The 16,485-nt window shown below is 71.2% G+C and carries 14 protein-coding genes; 4 read left to right on the top strand and 10 right to left on the bottom strand.

Features of this window, described 5'->3' with window-relative positions; all coding sequences use genetic code 11:
• The first annotated feature begins 1 nt into the window (after position 1).
• A complete protein-coding gene (locus ACTMTJ_RS07090; RefSeq protein WP_441215292.1) occupies positions 2–1,555 on the top strand; it encodes a phytoene desaturase family protein in 1,554 nt (517 codons plus the stop codon).
• A 580-nt stretch (positions 1,556–2,135) separates the two neighbouring features.
• On the opposite strand, the gene ACTMTJ_RS07085 is transcribed toward ACTMTJ_RS07090, so the two are convergent.
• Entirely contained in the window at positions 2,136–3,401 is a 1,266-nt protein-coding gene (locus ACTMTJ_RS07085) for a S8 family peptidase (protein WP_441215291.1), read from the bottom strand.
• A gap of 65 nt (positions 3,402–3,466) precedes the next feature.
• Complete coding sequence (locus tag ACTMTJ_RS07080; protein WP_441215290.1) at positions 3,467–5,023, bottom strand: Rieske 2Fe-2S domain-containing protein; 1,557 nt, start codon at positions 5,021–5,023, stop codon at positions 3,467–3,469.
• A gap of 129 nt (positions 5,024–5,152) precedes the next feature.
• On the opposite strand from ACTMTJ_RS07080, the gene ACTMTJ_RS07075 reads away from it, so the two are divergent.
• A complete protein-coding gene (locus ACTMTJ_RS07075; protein WP_441215289.1) occupies positions 5,153–5,374 on the top strand; it encodes a DUF2631 domain-containing protein in 222 nt (73 codons plus the stop codon).
• A 691-nt stretch (positions 5,375–6,065) separates the two neighbouring features.
• On the opposite strand, the gene ACTMTJ_RS07070 is transcribed toward ACTMTJ_RS07075, so the two are convergent.
• From ACTMTJ_RS07070 to ACTMTJ_RS07035, 8 genes are all read right to left on the bottom strand, one after another.
• Positions 6,066–7,247: a DivIVA domain-containing protein gene (locus ACTMTJ_RS07070; protein ID WP_441215288.1), complete on the bottom strand. Its 1,182-nt coding sequence runs from the start codon at positions 7,245–7,247 to the stop codon at positions 6,066–6,068.
• A gap of 5 nt (positions 7,248–7,252) precedes the next feature.
• Positions 7,253–8,386, bottom strand: coding sequence for a 23S rRNA (adenine(2503)-C(2))-methyltransferase RlmN (rlmN, locus tag ACTMTJ_RS07065; RefSeq protein WP_441215287.1), 1,134 nt, complete (start codon positions 8,384–8,386; stop codon positions 7,253–7,255).
• Positions 8,387–8,431: 45 nt separating this feature from the next.
• Complete coding sequence (locus tag ACTMTJ_RS07060; protein ID WP_441215286.1) at positions 8,432–9,508, bottom strand: phosphatidate cytidylyltransferase; 1,077 nt, start codon at positions 9,506–9,508, stop codon at positions 8,432–8,434.
• Positions 9,508–10,065 (bottom strand): ribosome recycling factor, encoded by a 558-nt coding sequence (gene frr / locus ACTMTJ_RS07055; RefSeq protein WP_441215285.1) that lies wholly within the window; start codon positions 10,063–10,065, stop codon positions 9,508–9,510. Before frr ends, ACTMTJ_RS07060 begins: the two co-directional genes overlap by 1 nt.
• A gap of 32 nt (positions 10,066–10,097) precedes the next feature.
• Positions 10,098–10,835 carry a UMP kinase gene (gene pyrH, locus ACTMTJ_RS07050; protein WP_441215423.1) on the bottom strand — a complete coding sequence of 246 codons (738 nt, stop codon included), beginning with the start codon at positions 10,833–10,835 and terminating at the stop codon, positions 10,098–10,100.
• A gap of 206 nt (positions 10,836–11,041) precedes the next feature.
• The gene (gene tsf / locus ACTMTJ_RS07045; RefSeq protein WP_441215284.1) at positions 11,042–11,872 is read right to left on the bottom strand and encodes a translation elongation factor Ts; all 831 of its coding nucleotides are present in this window, start codon (positions 11,870–11,872) and stop codon (positions 11,042–11,044) included.
• Between the two features lie 41 nt (positions 11,873–11,913).
• Positions 11,914–12,837, bottom strand: a complete 924-nt coding sequence (rpsB, locus tag ACTMTJ_RS07040; RefSeq protein ID WP_441215283.1) for a 30S ribosomal protein S2 — start codon at positions 12,835–12,837, stop codon at positions 11,914–11,916.
• 622 nt (positions 12,838–13,459) lie between these two features.
• Positions 13,460–14,329: a hypothetical protein gene (locus ACTMTJ_RS07035; RefSeq protein WP_441215282.1), complete on the bottom strand. Its 870-nt coding sequence runs from the start codon at positions 14,327–14,329 to the stop codon at positions 13,460–13,462.
• A 329-nt stretch (positions 14,330–14,658) separates the two neighbouring features.
• On the opposite strand from ACTMTJ_RS07035, the gene ACTMTJ_RS07030 reads away from it, so the two are divergent.
• A complete protein-coding gene (locus tag ACTMTJ_RS07030; protein WP_441215281.1) occupies positions 14,659–15,789 on the top strand; it encodes a DUF2332 domain-containing protein in 1,131 nt (376 codons plus the stop codon).
• Between the two features lie 210 nt (positions 15,790–15,999).
• The gene (locus ACTMTJ_RS07025) at positions 16,000–16,359 is read left to right on the top strand and encodes a YraN family protein (protein ID WP_441215280.1); all 360 of its coding nucleotides are present in this window, start codon (positions 16,000–16,002) and stop codon (positions 16,357–16,359) included.
• The last annotated feature ends 126 nt before the right edge of the window (positions 16,360–16,485 follow it).

Raw genomic sequence — 16,485 nt, 5'->3', positions numbered from 1 at the left:
CATGGGCATGGTGCCTGAACGCGCGGACGTGGTGATTGTCGGAGCCGGACACAACGGACTCGTCTCGGCGGTCCTGCTGGCCCGGGCCGGCCTCGACGTGGTGGTGCTGGAGGCGGCCGGCGTGCTCGGCGGCGCGGCGCGCACCGAGCACCCCTTTCCCCGGGTGCCGGGGCTGGGCCACTCCACCGGCTCGTACCTGCTGGGTCTCATGCCGCCCGAGCTGCTCAAGGCGCTCGACGTGGACATCCCGGTGCTCCGCCGCGACCCGCACTACTTCCTGCCCACGCGCGGTGACGCGTACCTGCTCTTCGGCACCGACCGCGAGGCGACCCGCGCGCAGATGACGCGCTTCTTCTCGCCCGAGGACGTGGCGGCGGACGACGCGATGCAGGCCGAGATCGGGGCCCTCCGCGACGACCTCGGCCCGGCGTGGCTGGCCGAGCCACTGCCCGTGGAGGAGACCGCCGAGCGCTACATCCGGCCCGCGCTCCGGCAGACCTTCGTCGACCTGGTGCGCGGCTCGGTCGCCGACTACCTGGCCCGCTTCGACTTCCGGTCGGAGCTGCTCGTCTCCATGTACGCGGTCACCGACGGCCTCTCCGGTCTCAACGCCGGCCCGGACGACCCCGGCACGGGCCACAACTTCCTGGTGCACAACATGTGCCGGCTCCCCGGCGCCGACGGCACCTGGATGATCGCCAAGGGCGGCATGGGCACCGTCTCGCGGACCTTCGCCGACGCGGCGCGTGCCGCCGGGGCACAGCTCTTCACGGGTACCACCGTGCAGGAGATCGTCCTCGACGGCGGCGCGGCCGCGGGGGTGGTGCTGGACGACGGGCGAGCGGTGGCCGCGAAGGTCGTGCTGGGCGCGTGCGACCCGTACCGGCTGATCGACCTGATGCCCGCCGGCGCGCTGCCGGTGGAGCTGACCGCGCGGATGGCGGCGGTCCAGCGCCCCGGCACCACGCTGAAGGTCAACATGGCGCTCTCCGGACTGCCCCGCTTTCCCTGCCTGCCACCGAGCGCGCCAAGCCCTTTCGGCGCGACGATCCACCTGCTTCCCTACCAGGACTCACCGATGGCCTCGCTCCGTGCGATGTGGACGGACGTGGTGGAGGGGCGGCTGCCGGCCGAGCCGACCATCGAGTGGTACGTGCACACCACAGTGGACCCGTCGCTGCGGGACGAGGGCGGGCACCACTCGTCGGCGCTCTTCGTGCAGTCGGTGCCGGCCACACTGACGGACGACGAGCTGCCGTCCTATGTGGACCACCTGCTGTCCATCTGCGACTCGTACGCGCCGGGTACCTCGACGCTCGTGGCCGACGCGTTTCCGCTGACACCGGCCGGCATCGAGCGGCATTTCGGCATCACCGGCGGGCACATCCACCACGTCGACAACACGGTGTCCTTCACCGACCGCATGCCCTACGCGACGGGCGTCGACGGCGTGTACGCGGGCAGCGCCGGCTGCTTCCCCGCCGGCAGCGTGATCGGCGCCGCCGGCCACAACGCCGCACTCCGCATCCTCCGCGACCTGGGCCACGCCTCATAACCGAGATTTGAGCTACCGCGATGTCCGCGGTGGTCCAGACCGCTGCGCGGGGCCCCCGGGGAAACGTGGAGCGCAGCGGAGCGTTTTCCTGGGGTGCATTTCCCGCGGCCTCACACGTCCGCTGTTGGTCACGCTCACCCTCGCGGTCACGCCTTCTTGCCTCCGGCGGAGGCGCGGCCCGCGCCACGCGGTGCAGCGGTGTTTGTCCACAATGCCTGTTGCCGAACGGGCGGTGGGAGATCGGGGCCTTCGTCGCCCTGAGTAACCGCCGCCGCCGCGTCACAGACGGTGGCCGGCCCACCCTGTACGGGCAGGAAGTCCATGCAGGGCCGTGGGCCCTTGCCTGTCCTGTCACCCGCGCCTCGACATGTCCAGGTCAATGCCTTGATCTACTTGGGGTGAGTGGCATTGGGTCCAGACCGTTGCTCCGGCGCCCTCACCCGTCCGCGCCGTTGGTCTTGCGCCGCGGACATGGCAGCGGGGGCCGGGGATTTCGGCTCGCCCTGGCGAGCCGCCGGCCGCCGCGTTCTCCGGCGGGAGCGGCGGCCCGCCGCTGACGCGGACCCGGGAAATGTCTGTTTCAGGTGGCCGATGGCGCCGGAGAAGGAGTGTCCGTGGGTTCGGGCGACGGCGTGGGTGACGGGGACGGGTCCGGGGTCGGCGGCGGGCAGGCCGGGACGGCGTCGCCGATGTAGAGGAGCAGGTTGGGCGTGCCCTCCAGCGGGTCTCGCACCGTGCCGGGCGTGGCGGCGGCGACCACCGCGGCCGCCACCTCGGGCGGGGTCGCCTCGGGGTGTTCCTGTAGGTAGAGGGCGGCGGCGCCGGTCACGTGCGGTGCCGCCATCGAGGTGCCGCTGAGGGGACGGGTGGCGTCGTCGGCGGCGTTCCAGGCGGAGACGATCGAGACGCCCGGCGCGAACAGGTCGACGCAACCGCCGGTGTTGGCCCACGGCGCGCGGCTGTCCTCGCGGTCGGTGGCCGATACCGTGAGCGCCTCCGCGACCCGCGCCGGTGACTGGTCGCAGGCCGGCCGGGGCGCGCCGCCCAGCCCGTTGCCGGCCGACAGCGCGAAGGTGACGCCGCTGGCGATCGCCCGCCGCACGCCGTCGTCGAGTGCGGGATCGGGGCCGCCGCCGAGGCTCATGTTGGCGACCGCGGGCTTTTGGGCGTGTGCGGCCAGCCAGTCGACGCCGGCGAGCACGGTCTCGGTGGTGCCGCTGCCGGCGCAGTCGAGCACGCGGACCGCGACGACCCGCGCGGCCTTGGCCACACCGTGCGCGGTGCCGGCGATCGTGCCCGCCACATGGGTGCCGTGGCCGTGGCAGTCGTCGGCCAGGCCGCCGTCGATCGCGTCGAACCCGCTCTCGGCCCGCCCACCGAAGTCGGCGTGGGTGGTGCGCACGCCGGTGTCGACCACGTACGCGTGCACGGTGGGCGCGTCGTTCGGGTAGGTGTACGACTCGTCGAGCGGCAGCGCCCGCTGGTCCACCCGGTCGAGGCCCCACGACGGCGGCTGCGCCTGGGTGTCGGTGACGCGGTGCCCTATGTTGCGCTGCACGTAGGACACGGCGGGGTCGCGCAGGATCGAGGCGGCCTGGTCGGCGGTCATCGCGGCGGAGAAGCCGTGGACGGCGCTCTGGTAAGTGTGGCGGGCGGTCACCCCGTACCGGTCGGCGACCGCTTCGGCCTGGACGGTGCCGTTGGTCACGACAATGTAGACACCGTCGCCGGCGGGTGGTGGCTGCGCCTGGCCGGCGGGTGGCGTGGGCTCTTGTGGGGGCGCTGGCGCGGCCAGGGGCACCGCGATGGTCATCAACACGGCGACGAGACCGAGCACGGCCCTCACCTGCCCTCCCGAGGTGGGACTAAATGTCCCTTTTGTACCTCAGGTCGGGCAAGATCGGCAGGAGATTACTCCGATTGGCTGGCGGCTTTGCTCGCCCGGATCTGGTGACCCACGCTCGTCAGGCACCGCCCGCTGGCCAGGTCGAACTTCCACCCGTGCAGCTGGCAGGTGAGCTGGTTGCCCTCCACGATGCCGAAGCGGGTGAGGTCGGCCTTGAGGTGCGGGCAGCGCCGCTGCACCACCCACTCGCCGAGCCGGACGTCCTCCTTGTCGGCGTTTTGGAAGTGCTCGTCGTACCAGCCCTCGGCGTACTGGAGCCGCTCTTCCGACAGGCACTTGAAGAAGGCGTAGACGAACTCGTTGTACTGGCCGATGCGGGCGGCGGAGAAGCGGCAGGACAGGAACAGCGAGTTGACCCAGTCGACCTCGCCGATGTGCAGCAGGTGCTCGACCAGGGCCCGCTCGGTGCGGAAGCGGTAGCGGACCTTCTCGTCGCCGTACGGCCGGACCTGCCCGTTGGGGAAGTCGACCACGATCGACTCGACCGCCTCGCCGTCGTAGCCGACCAGGTCGAAGCGGACCGGCCCGCCCACCCCCTTGGCCAGGTAGATCGACTCGTCGAGGAGCGGCTCGATGATCCGCTTCATCTCCTTGAGCACGTCGATCTCGGGGTGCCGCCAGGTCTTCTTCTCCGCCTCGATGACCGGGCGCTTGCGCTCCCGCATCTCCTCCAGGTGGGCCGCCTTGTTGGCGAAGTACTCGTCCACATCGGTCGGGTGCGTGGTGACGCACTCCTCGGTGGTCAGCTCCGAGACCGAGCCCGGCAACAGCACCACACCGTTGCTACCGCCCACCTTGGCGTACTCGCGGATGAACACCGACTGGTCCGGGAAGATGTTGCCCTCGTCACCGAAGATGTCGTTGAACTGCCACAGCTCGTCATCCAGGAAGCACGGCGGCCCGGCGATCGGGAAGACGTGCGAGGCCTTGAGGTCGTCGATGTAGCGGAACGTGCGGTCGAACTGCCGGTCACGCTTCTGCTTGCCGAACGCGGTCTTCGCCGTCTGCGGCAGCTCGTACACCATCGGATACCAGATCGCGCCGGAAAACTGGAGCATGTGCGCGTGCACGTGCCCCAACTCCGCGAACGTGGACAGGTCGGTGGGCCGCGCGTCGTTCTGGTTGAGCAGCCGCACCCCGTCGTACTCCACCCACAGCGACGAGTCACCAATCGGCCCGTCGGTCGGCGACGTCAGCGCCTGGATCATCACCTTGAGGCCACCGTCGAGCTCGATCACCTCGTTGGTCTTCGTCTCGATGAAGCTCGTGAAGCCCAGCTCGCGCAGCTGGTCTTCGAGCTCGCTGGTCGGGTAGTCCGGCAGCAGCACCGTCGCCTTCTTCGAGATGAAGCGCCTGAGGTGCTCGGCGTCGAAGTGGTCGCGGTGCAGGTGAGAGACGTACAGGTAGTCGGTCTGCCCGAGGCTCTCCCAGTCGAGCAGTGAATTGTCCGGGAAGGGAAACCACGAAGCGAAGTAGGCCGGGTTGACCCACGGGTCGCACAGGATGCTGCCCGCGGCCGTGTCGATCCGCATGCTCGCGTGCCCCGTACCCGTCACTCGCACCGCACTGCCTCCACTCGGTCTTGACGCCCGCAGTCGAGGTTATCGGGCGCGCGGCCCGATCCCGGCGCGGGGCGGCATTCCGGCGCATGCCAGACTTGGCCGCGGATCAGTTCGAGGGAAGGACCGAAGGTGGCGGGTAGCGAGCCGGTAACCTCACCGGACCAGCGCAAGCCGGGCGGGCGCAAGGCTTCCCGCATCGGCGCGGTGTTGACGATCATTGTGCTGCTGACCATGCTGATCGGCAACCACACCGGCCGCACGGAAGACGTCTTCCTCGTCGTGATCGCCGCCGGCCTCGCCCTGGTCCTCGTCGTCGACGTGGTGCTCCGCCGCAACGGCCTCCGCTCCTAGCGCCCCTTTCGCTCTGGTTCGCGGTTTGGCCGGCTTGGGGTCGGCCAAGCAGGCTCCGTAGGCGCCGGCATCCACCGCGCTTCGTGATCGTTAGCCCAGAACCCGCGTTCTTGCCGGCGTGTCACACGGGTTCTGGGCTAACGATCACGACCCTTCCACATCCTGACCCGCTCGTCCCGCCACATGGGAGATGCCCGACTGCGGCGGGCGCATCTCATGATCGTTAGCCCGATAGGGGCGTGCTCCTCGGCGTGTCACAGCCTTATCGGGTGACGATCATGGCACCGCCCGCATGCCGAGCCACATCCCCAACCAGTGAGAAGGTGGACCGGCGATCCGCCGGCCGGCCAACCCCCGAAGCCGCAGCCAGCGCACGAAGCACGAGCCATGCCTATACCGTCGTCCACCCGAACGGGGAGCCGACCCGCGCCTCAGCGAGGGACATTGTGGACAGATGCCGACCGCACTCGGTGCGCTCCGGGGTGAGCGTGACCAGCGGCGGACGGGTGAGGCCGCGGGAAATGCACCCCAAGAAAACGCTCCGCTGCGCTCCGCGTTTCCCCGGGGGCCCCGCGCAGCGGTCTGGACCACGACGGACATCGCGGTAGCCCAAGTCTGCTTTTGAACCGAGTTTTTGAGGCCGCGGCGCCCCTAACCGAGCCCGCAGACCGGGGCAATAAGAATCCCGCCCTCACTGCCCGCGCAGGATGTCCTTGACCTCCTTGAGGGCGGCGTCCACCTCGGCCTCGAAGTAACCGCCGGGCACCAGGCCGAACTGCGCCCGGTCGATCTCGTTGGGGTTCATCGGCATCGGGCCGCGCCCGGTCGCCGCGTTGAAGATGCCCTCGAAGAGGCGGTCGACCTGGGCCGGGTCGTAGCCGCTGCCGAACCGCCGCACCTGGAAGCCCCGCCGCAGCTGGTCGATCCGCTGCAACTCCGGGGGCAGGCCGGCCATCCCCGGTGGGGGGCCGCCCACGGGTGGGCCGCCGAGGCGCATCTCCGCGGTCATATCGGCCTTGCCGTGCCGACCGGGCTCGGCGAAGCCGTCGAAGCGGTCGTCGCCGTATCGCCCGTCGGATGGAGCGCCGAAGCCGCCACTGGGCGTGTTGAAGCCGCCGGTGGGCGGGCCGTCGAAGCCGTCACGGCCGGGCGGGCCGTCGAAACCACCGCGGCCGGGCGGGCCGTCAAAGCCACCGCGGCCGGGCGGAGCGTCGAAACCACCGCGACCCGGCGGGCCGTCAAAGCCACCGCGGCCGGGCGGAGCGTCGAAACCACCCCGGCCGGGCGGGCCGTCAAAGCCACCGCCACCGTAGCCGCCGCCCTGGTCGTAGCCACCCTGGTCGTAGCCGCCCTGGTCCTCGTAGCGCCCATACGGGTCGCGGGAGGGGCTGGCCTGGGCGGGCATCGGCCGCTGGGGCATGGGTGGGCCGCCGGGGGGCATGCGGTCGTCGCGGATCGGCGGGCCGATACGCTCCGTCATCGGGCCGCCACCCATGCGGTCGGGCGGGCCCATGCGATCCGGGGGGCCCATCCGGTCGGGCGGACCCATGCGGTCGGGCGGGCCCATCCGGTCTGCGCCGGCGAGGCGGTCGGGCGGGCCGAGGCGGTCGGGGCCACGGCCGTAACCGCCGCGCTCCTCCAGCTCGGCGAGCTGCCGCTCGACGCGGTCGAGGTGCAGGTCGACCTGCCACTCGTCGTAGCCGCCGAAGCGGACCCGGAAGACGACATCGTGGACCTCCTGGGAGGCGACCGGCGCGCCTACCTGGTCGCCCGCCAGGGTCGCCTCCACACGGTCGAGGAAGGCATCCACCTCGTCGACCTTGTAACCGCGACGCAGCGCCCGGCGCCGGAACCGCTGACCCTGACTAGCCACCTATGTCACCTTCCGTCCGCACTGCTGGTCTCGCTGGCGGCCAGCTGTCCGCACGCGCCGTCAATTTCACGACCCCGCGTGTCACGCACTGTGGTCGAAACTCCGGCCTCGCGCAACCGCCGGACGAACTCCCGCTCGACCGGCTTCGGGCTCGCATCCCAACGGCTGCCCGGTGTCGGGTTGAGCGGGATGAGATTTACATGGGCCAGCCGCCCGGCGAGCAGCCGCCCCAGCAGGTCGGCTCGCCACGGCTGGTCGTTCACATCCCTGATCATCGCGTATTCGACAGACACGCGGCGACCCGTGCGGGAGGCGTAATCCCACGCGGCGTCAAGCACCTCAGCGACCTTCCAGCGTTGGTTGACGGGCACGAGTTCGTCGCGCAGCTCATCATCGGGCGCGTGCAACGACAGCGCAAGGGTTACGGAGAGTCCCTCTCCGGCCAGCCTACGCATCGCCGGCACGAGCCCGACCGTGGAGACCGTCACATGGCGCTGGGAGAGCCCCAGGCCCTCCGGCGCCGGCGCGCACAGCCGCCGGACCGCGTCGACCACCCGAGAGTAGTTTGCCAGCGGCTCGCCCATGCCCATGAACACCACGTGTGACAGCCGCGGCGGCGAGCCGGCGACCGCCCCGGAGGCGGCCACGCCCGCCAGGTAGACGGCCTGGTCGACGATCTCGGCGGTCGACAGGTTGCGCGTGAGGCCGGCCTGACCGGTCGCGCAGAACGGGCAGGCCATGCCGCAGCCGGCCTGGCTGGAGATACAGACGGTGACGCGGTCGGGGTAGCCCATCAGCACGCTCTCGACCAGCGAGCCGTCGTGCAGCCGCCACAGTGCCTTGCGTGTGGCGCCGTCGTCACAGGCCATCTCGCGCACCGGCGTGAGCAGGCGCGGCATCAGCGCCTCGGCCAGCCGGTCGCGAGTGGCGGCGGGCAGGTCGGTCATCTGCGCGGGGTCGCGCACCAGGCGGCCGAAGTAGTGGGTGGACAGCTGCTTGGCCCGGAACGCCGGCTCGCCCAGCTCCGCCACCAGCGCCTGCCGGCCCGCGAGGTCGAGGTCGGCGAGGTGTCGCGGGGGCAATGCGGGGCGGCGCCCCACGGCGGCGGGACTGAGCGGGAGAACGGGCAGGCTAGTCATAGCTCGTCCAGTCTCCCATGCGCCCGCATTTGGCGCGGACTCGTGTCACGTGAAGACGGCCAGCAGCAGATACGCGGTCGGCAGTGCGAAGAGGATCGAGTCAAGACGGTCCATGAGGCCGCCGTGGCCGGGCAGGAGGTTGCTCATGTCCTTGATGCCGAGGTCGCGCTTGAGCATCGACTCGGCCAGGTCGCCGAGCACCGACACCACGGAGAGTGCCAGCCCGAACACGGCGCCCCACCACGGCTCGACGTCGAGCAGCACGTACAGCAAGATGGCGCTGCCCACGGCCGTGGCCACCAGCGAGCCGGCCAGCCCCTCCCAGGACTTTTTGGGGCTGATCGTGGGCGCCATGGCGTGCTTGCCGAAGAACACGCCGGCCGCGTACCCACCGGTGTCGGAGAGCACCACGGCGGCGAGGGTGACGATCACGCGGACCGCCCCGTTTTCGGGCTCGGCCAGCAGCGCGGCGAAGCCACCGAGAAATGGCACGTACACCGCGATGAGGACGGCCGCGGAGATGTCTTTCCCGTAGCCGGAGAGGCCGTCGGCGAGCCGCCACACGAGCGTCGCCAGGAGCGTGACCACGAAGCCGAGCAGCAGGGCGTCCTCACCGGCGTACCAGGCCATGCCGATCATGACCAGGCCGCCCGCGGCGAGCGGCACGGCCGGCGGATGCGCGCCCACGGCGCGCACCGCGCGGCTCATCTCCCAGATCGCGACGCCGAGGGCGAGCACGATCACACCCAGAAACGCCGGGCGCCACACGAACAGCGACGCGATGACCACGGCCCCGAGCGTCAGCCCGACGCCGATCGCCGCGGGCAGGTTGCGCCCCGCCCGGCCGGTCGCCCGCCGCTTTCCCGGACCCGGGCGCCGTGGACGCACTGGCTCGGGCTCCTCCTGTGTCCGGGGTCGCACCTGCGGGTACGCCGCCGTCTGGGCCTCGCCCTCCGAATAGGAGAGGTCACCCGACCCCGTGTACGGCTCGTCGACGTGCCCGTTGCGGTTCGGCCATTCGCCGGCTGGTTCGCGGTCGGGCTGGTCCAGCCAGGGGTCCGGCACCCACTCGTCGGGTGCCCGGTTGGGCGTCTGGTTGCCGTAGGGGTCGAGTTGCGACATCAGACCTCGAGCAACTCTGTTTCCTTGTGCTTGACGAGCTCGTCGACGTGCGTCACGTACCGGTGGGTGGTGTCGTCGAGGTCCTTCTCCGCGCGGCGTCCCTCGTCTTCGCCGGCCTCGCCGTCCTTGACGATGCGGTCCAGCTCTTCCTTGGCCTTACGCCGCACGTTGCGGATCGCGACCTTGGCTTCCTCGCCCTTGTGGCGGGCCACCTTGATCATGTCGCGGCGGCGCTCCTCGGTCATCTGCGGCAGCAGGATGCGCAGCTGGGTGCCCTCGTTGTTGGGGTTGACGCCCAGGTCGGAGTCGCGGATCGCCTTCTCCATCGCGCCGAGCTGCGACGCGTCGTACGGCTTGATGATGGCCATGCGCGGCTCGGGGGTGCCCACCGAGGCCATCTGGGTCAGGGGGGTTGGGCTGCCGTAGTAGTCAATGATGATCTTGGAGAACATCGCCGCGTTGGCGCGCCCGGTGCGGATCGCCGCGAACTCCTCCTTGGCGTGCTCTACCGCGCGCTCCATCTTTTCCTCGGCCTCGAGGAGGGTGTCGTCGATCACCTGCCCCGTCGCCTCCCTTCTAAGTGATCCGGCTAGTTAGCAGTGATCAGAGTGCCGATGCGCTCGCCACCTACGGCCTTCACGATCGTGTCGTCACCCTCGGCGCCGAACACCAGCATCGGCAGCCCGTTGTCACGGCACAGGCTGAACGCGGCGGCGTCGGCGACCCGCAGGCCCCGGCTCAGCGTCTCGTCGAAGGTGATCGCGTCGAGCTTGACCGCGGTGGGGTCGGTGCGGGGGTCCGCGGTGTAGACGCCGTCGACGCCGTTCTTGCTCATCAGCACGACATCGGCGCGGATCTCCAGGGCCCGCTGGGCGGCGACGGTGTCGGTGGAGAAGTACGGCATGCCGGCGCCGGCACCGAAGATCACGACCCGCCCCTTCTCCAGGTGGCGGATGGCGCGCAGCGGGATGTACGGCTCGGCCACCTGCGCCATGGTGATCGCGGTCTGCACCCGCGTCTCTATGCCCTCCTTCTCCAGGAAGTCCTGGAGAGCGAGGCAGTTCATCACCGTGCCGAGCATGCCCATGTAGTCGGCGCGCGCCCGATCCATGCCGCGCTTTTGCAGCTCGGCGCCGCGGAAGAAGTTTCCGCCGCCGACCACCACGGAGACCTGCACGCCCCGGCGCACCACGGTCGCGATCTGCCGGGCCACAGCCTGCACGACGTCGGGGTCGACGCCGACCGCGCCACCGCCGAAGACCTCACCGGAGAGCTTGAGCACCACCCGGCGCGCCCGCCCGGGGGGCGGTGCGGTCGGATCGTCCATCGTCGCGGGCTCGCCCGCCACCGTCTGCGTCATCCGGTCCGCCTTCCGCCGTCGTTGGCTGTGGTGCTGGTGATGCTCTTGTGACGCCCGCCGGCGTCGCCGGTGTTGCCGCTCACACTACGTGACAAGGAGGCCGCCGTGACGGTCACGTACACGGGCGGCCTCCTCGGCTGTTCGATCTTGTACTGGCGCTGCTGGCCGGCCGATCAGGCCTGGCCGACCTCGAAGCGCACGAAGCGGGTCACCTCGATGCCGGCCTCACCCAGCACCTGCTTGACCGACTTCTTGTTGTCGGCGACCGACGCCTGCTCCAGCAGGACGAAGTCCTTGAAGAAGGCGTTGACCCGACCGTCGACGATCTTGGGCAGCGCCGCTTCCGGCTTGCCCTCCTCGCGCGCGGTCTGCTCGGCGATGCGGCGCTCCGACTCCACGACGTCGGCCGGCACCTCCTCGCGGGTCAGGTACTTCGGGCGCATCGCGGCGATCTGCATCGCCACGCCACGCGCGTCGGCGTCGCCCGCCTCGTCGGTCTTGCCGGTGTACTCCACCAGCACGCCGACCGCCGGCGGCAGGTCCTGGCTCTTGCGGTGCAGGTAGACGGCGGCGGTGCCACCGACCACGCCGTAGCGGTTGAGCACCAGCTTTTCGCCGATCTTGGCGGACAGGTCCTGCACCGCGTCGGCGACGGTCTGCCCGTCGGCCAGCGTCGAGGAGAGCAGCTCCTCGGCGGTGGTCAGACCCGCCTGGTCACCGTGCTCGACCAGGCGCTGGGCCAGCGCGACGAAGTCGGCGTTCTTGGCGACGAAGTCGGTCTCGCAGTTGAGCTCGAGCAGCGCCTTGCCGGAGTGGGCCACCAGGCCGTTGGCGGCGGTGCGCCCGGCCCGCTTGCCCACGTCCTTGGCGCCCTTGATGCGCAGGACCTCGACAGCCTTGTCGAAGTCGCCCTCCGCCTCGTCGAGCGCCTTCTTGGCGTCCATCATGCCGGCGCCAGTGAGGTCGCGGAGCTTCTTGACGTCCGCGGCGGTGAAGTTGGCCATGACTCTCTCTTTGGGTCGTGGTTGTCGACTGGCTTGCGGTCCTACTCGGCGGCGGCCGGTGCGGGCTCGGCGGCGGCAGCCGGTGCCGGCTCGGCGGCGGCGGCCGGTGCCGGCTCGGCGGCGGCGGCCGGTGCGGGCGCGGCGGCGGCCGGTGCCGGCTCGTCCGCCTTCTTCTCGGTGTCTTCGAGCAGCTCGCGCTCCCACTCGGGCAGCGGCTCGTCGGCGCCGACCACACCGGGCTCGGGCTTCTCCTCGGCGCCACTGCGGGTGGCACGGCCGGAGCGGGCGATCAAACCGTCGGCGACGGCCGTGGCGACGACCTTGGTGAGCAGCTCGGCGGAGCGGATCGCGTCGTCGTTACCCGGGATCGGGAAGTCGACCTCGTCCGGGTCGCAGTTGGTGTCGAGCACCGCGATCACCGGGATGCCCAGCTTGCGGGCCTCGTCGACGGCGATGTGCTCCTTCTTGGTGTCGACGACCCAGATCGCGGCCGGCACCTTCTGCATGTCGCGCAGGCCACCGAGCGTGCGGCTCAGCTTGTCCTTCTCGCGGGACAGCTGGAGCGTCTCCTTCTTCGTGTACCCCGCGGCGGTGCCGGTCAGGTCGAGCGACTCCAGCTCCTTCATGCGCTGAAGCCGCTTGTACACCGTCTGGAAGTTGGTCAGCATGCCACCCAGCCAGCGGTGGTTGACGTACGGCTGGCCGACCCGCGTCGCCTGCTCGGCGATCGCCTCCTGGGCCTGCTTCTTCGTGCCGACGAAGAGGATGCTGCCGCCCTCGGCCACCGTGTTGCGCACGAAGTCGTACGCCTTCTCGATGTAGTCGAGCGTCTGGCGGAGGTCGATGATGTAGATACCGTTGCGCTCGGTGAAGATGAACCGCTTCATCTTCGGGTTCCAGCGACGAGTCTGGTGCCCGAAGTGGACACCGCTCTCCAGCAGCTGGCGCATGGTCACTACGGCCATGGTGGGGTGCTCCTCGTATGTTCCCTGGTTGTCACGCTTGACCGGTCGGTCAGGCGTCCTGGCGCCTGGTCGCCGGCCAGGGTGGGCCCGAAATGCTTCGGGACCAGGGGACCGTCGCCCCATGGACGGAGCCGTGGGGAGGGCGCGCGAGGTCGGCCGCCTTGAGGCGGTCGCCAGTCGACCAGTGTACGCCTCACTCCGCTCGGTCGTCCGGCGGGCCGGGACCAAGCGTGTGCTCCTGGCCCGCGTCTGGATCGCCGCCGCCGGCTCCACCGCCTAGCCCATGTCCCGGGTCCGCGTCACCTGCGGACCGCCGCTCCCGCCGGAGACCGCGGCGGCCGGCGGCTCGCCGGGCGAGCCGAAACCCCCGACCCCCGCTGCCACGTCCGCGGCGCAAGACCAGACCGCGGCTGTGGGTTTGCCGTCTAGCTTTGGGTGCTGTCTTGGCTCTCGGGTGTGCTGTCTGGCTCTCGGGCCGGACGTCCGGCTCTCGGGTGTGCCGTCCGGCTCCCGGGTGTGCGGTCCGGCTCTCGGGCCGGACGTCCGGCTCTCGGGTGTGCCGTCCGGCTCCCGGGTGTGCCGTCCCGCTCTCGGGCCGGACGTCGGGGCTTTGGGTTTGCTGTCAGGCCGCGAGCGCGGCCGCGACCAGGAGGACCAGGCCGACCGGCAGGTAGGCGGTCGGCGGCCGCAGCCACGCCTGTGCGCCACCACCGCCGTCGCTGGGCAGCCGATTGGCGCCCGTGACCAGGGCATAAAGGCCGAGCGCGACGAGCGGCAGCCCGGCCACCAGGAACGTGCCCGCCACCACGCCGGAAGCCACCACGGGCCCACCGATCGCGGCGTCCCCGAGCAGGCGCAGCGCCGGGATCTCGAACACGACCGCGAGGACCGCGAAGACGATGCCCGCCGCCGGCCGCTTCGTCCGATACACCCCGTCTGGGGCCGGCGCCGCCGGGCGGCGCAGCGCGGCCCGGTCGATCGCCTCGGTGTGGAAGTGCTGGGCCGCGGCCGGCGCGGTCTGGAAGCGCTGGGTCTCGATCGACTCGGCCTCCGCACGGGGCGTGACCGGCGGCACAGCGCCAGTCGGCTCCTCGAACGACTGGTAGCCCGGTGGCGGCGGCGGGACCTGCGGCACAGCTGCCGGCGCCGGCACCGGCGGGCCCCCGTAAGCGGGCACCTCCATCGCCGGCGCCGCCAGTGGGTTGTAGCCACTCTGCTGGTCATAGGCGGCCTGCGGCGGAGCGTGCTGCTGGTCGTAGGCGGCCTGCGGCGGGGCGTGCTGCTGGTCGTAAGCGGGCTGCGGCGCGGCGTGCTGCTGGTCGTAGGCGGGCTGTGCCGCGGCGCGTGGACCACCCGAGAGTGGGTCGGCCTCCAGCGACTCCCCCGCACCGCGCGGGCCGGGCAGGCGGTAGCCCTCCCACTCCGGCTCGCCGTGCCGGCGGTCGTACCAGCCGCGATCGGCCTGGTCGGGAGCGTTCCGTTGTGGGTCCATGCCTACCCCGCTCCGTCACTCGGCGCTCGTCCGCCGTCGTGGTCAAGGCCCGTAGCCTCGCGACTCCCGCTCACGCCTACCCCGCTCCGTCACTCGGCGCTCGTCCGCCGTCGTGGTCAAGGCCCGTAGCCTCGCGACTCCCGCTCACGCCTACCCCGCTCCGTCACTCGGCGCTCGTCCGCCGTCGTGGTCAAGGCCCGTAGCCTCGCGACTCCCGCTCACGGGCGCACGGTATGCGACCTGGCGCGATTAGGCCACCTTCGCAAAGCGGGCAAACTCTTGTGATCGGCGTCGCTGCGCCACCGGCCCCGGGCGGGCACGATCCCGGCATGAAAGCGGCGGATGCGGGACTGCTGATCCGGACGTTCCGGCATTTCGCCCACAAAGAGTTTCGCGGGCACTCTCCCCGGTACGAACGGCTCTCCGCGGCCGTCGCCGACCAGCCGGAGCTCGCCGAGCCGCTCCTCGCCGCACCACCGGACCAGCGGCGGCCGATCCTGTTCTTCGCCGCGGTGCAGTACCTCCTGCGCACGGTGGCGCGGGATCACCCGCTCGTGGCGTACCTGCCGACGCTCGGTGGCTCGCGTGACGTGGACAGCGGGCTGCCGGCGGCGCTCGTGGACCTCGTGGCGGCGCACCGCGACGATCTCACCGCCCTCTGCGCGACGAGGACGACCCAAACGAACGAGGCGCGGCGCGCGGCGCTGCTGCGGCCGGCCTTCGGCCGCGCCGCGGGTGTGGCTGGCCGGCCACTCGCGCTCGTCGAGCTCGGGACCAGCGCGGGGCTGCTGTTGATCAGCGATCGGTACACCTGCGAGTACCGCCACGGCGACCGCGTCGAGTCCTACGGGCCGGCCGGCGGGCTGGCGTTGAGCTGCGAGGTGCGCGGCGAGCGGTGGCCGTCGCCGGCCGCGAACGACGTGGCGGTCGCCGACCGGGTGGGCATCGACCTGTCCCCTGTGGACGCCGCCGACCCGCACGCCACCGAGTGGCTGCGTGCCTGCGTCTGGCCCGAGCACACCGAGCGGCTGGCCCGGCTCGACGCCGCGCTGGCCGAGGTGGCGGCCGCGCGCCCGCGGCTGGTGGCCGGCGAGATGGTGGCGGCACTGCCCGGCGTACTGTCCACTGTGGATAACGGTGCGGTGCCGTGCGTCTTCACGTCGAACGCGCTCATGTACCTGTCCGACGCCGACCGCCGCCGCCTGGCGCTCACCCTGGCCGAATGCGGGGCGCGGCGGGATCTCACGGTGGTGCTGAACGAGGCTTCGCAGTGCGGCGCGGAGATGTTCACCGGGCGGCCGGCGGAGGCGGGCCCGCGCGGGGTGCTGGCCGTCGGGCTGCTCACGCTCGTCGCGTGGCGGGGCGGCCGGGCCACCGTCGAAGTCCTGGCCCGCACCGGCCCGCACGGTGAGTGGTTGGAGTGGGTCCAGCGGGAGTACGCGTACGCGCCCGTTCGTTGAGCCGGGTCGGCTTTCGGCTTCTCGGCTTTTGGCTTCTCGGCTTTTGGCTTCTCAGATCTCGGCTTCTCGGCTTCTCGGGTGAGCTGACCGCGCCGATCTCATAACACACCCACCGCATGATTGTCCGGCTCTCCACAGCCCACACACCTGTCCACACATCGATCAAGGGCGCCTTCCCCTCCCACACCCTCCCCCCACACGCTCGTTCCCATGACGACGGCGACATTGGCGGTCGGTGCGTACGGCGAGCGGCGCGCGGTCGCCCACCTGGTCGAGGCGGGCATTCGGATCGTCGAGCGCAATTGGCGGTGCTCCGACGGTGAGATCGATATCGTCGCGCGCGACGGCGACGACATCGTCTTCTGCGAGGTAAAGACACGGCGCAGCCTCGAGTTCGGGCCGCCGGCCGGCGCGGTGGTGTCGGCCAAGGCGCGGCGCCTGCGCCGGCTCGCCGTGCGCTGGCTGCACGAGCACGACATGCACGGTCACGACGTGCGCTTCGACGTGGTGTCGGTGCTTCCGCAGCGGCGGGGCGCGGCGCGCGTCGAGCACCTGCGCGGAGTCTTCTGATGAGCGAGTGCGCCAGGCACGTCCACAGGCGCAGCGCCGACGAAGGTCCGTGGCCGCCCACCGCCGCGCGGATCGAGGGCGACGGCGTGGGCAAAGACCGGTGGCCGGCCGCGGCAGAGCGGGCGC

It is taken from the genome of Phytohabitans sp. LJ34, from assembly GCF_052068095.1.
Taxonomy (GTDB): domain Bacteria; phylum Actinomycetota; class Actinomycetes; order Mycobacteriales; family Micromonosporaceae; genus Phytohabitans.
This window is presented reverse-complemented; position numbering and strand designations above follow the sequence as displayed.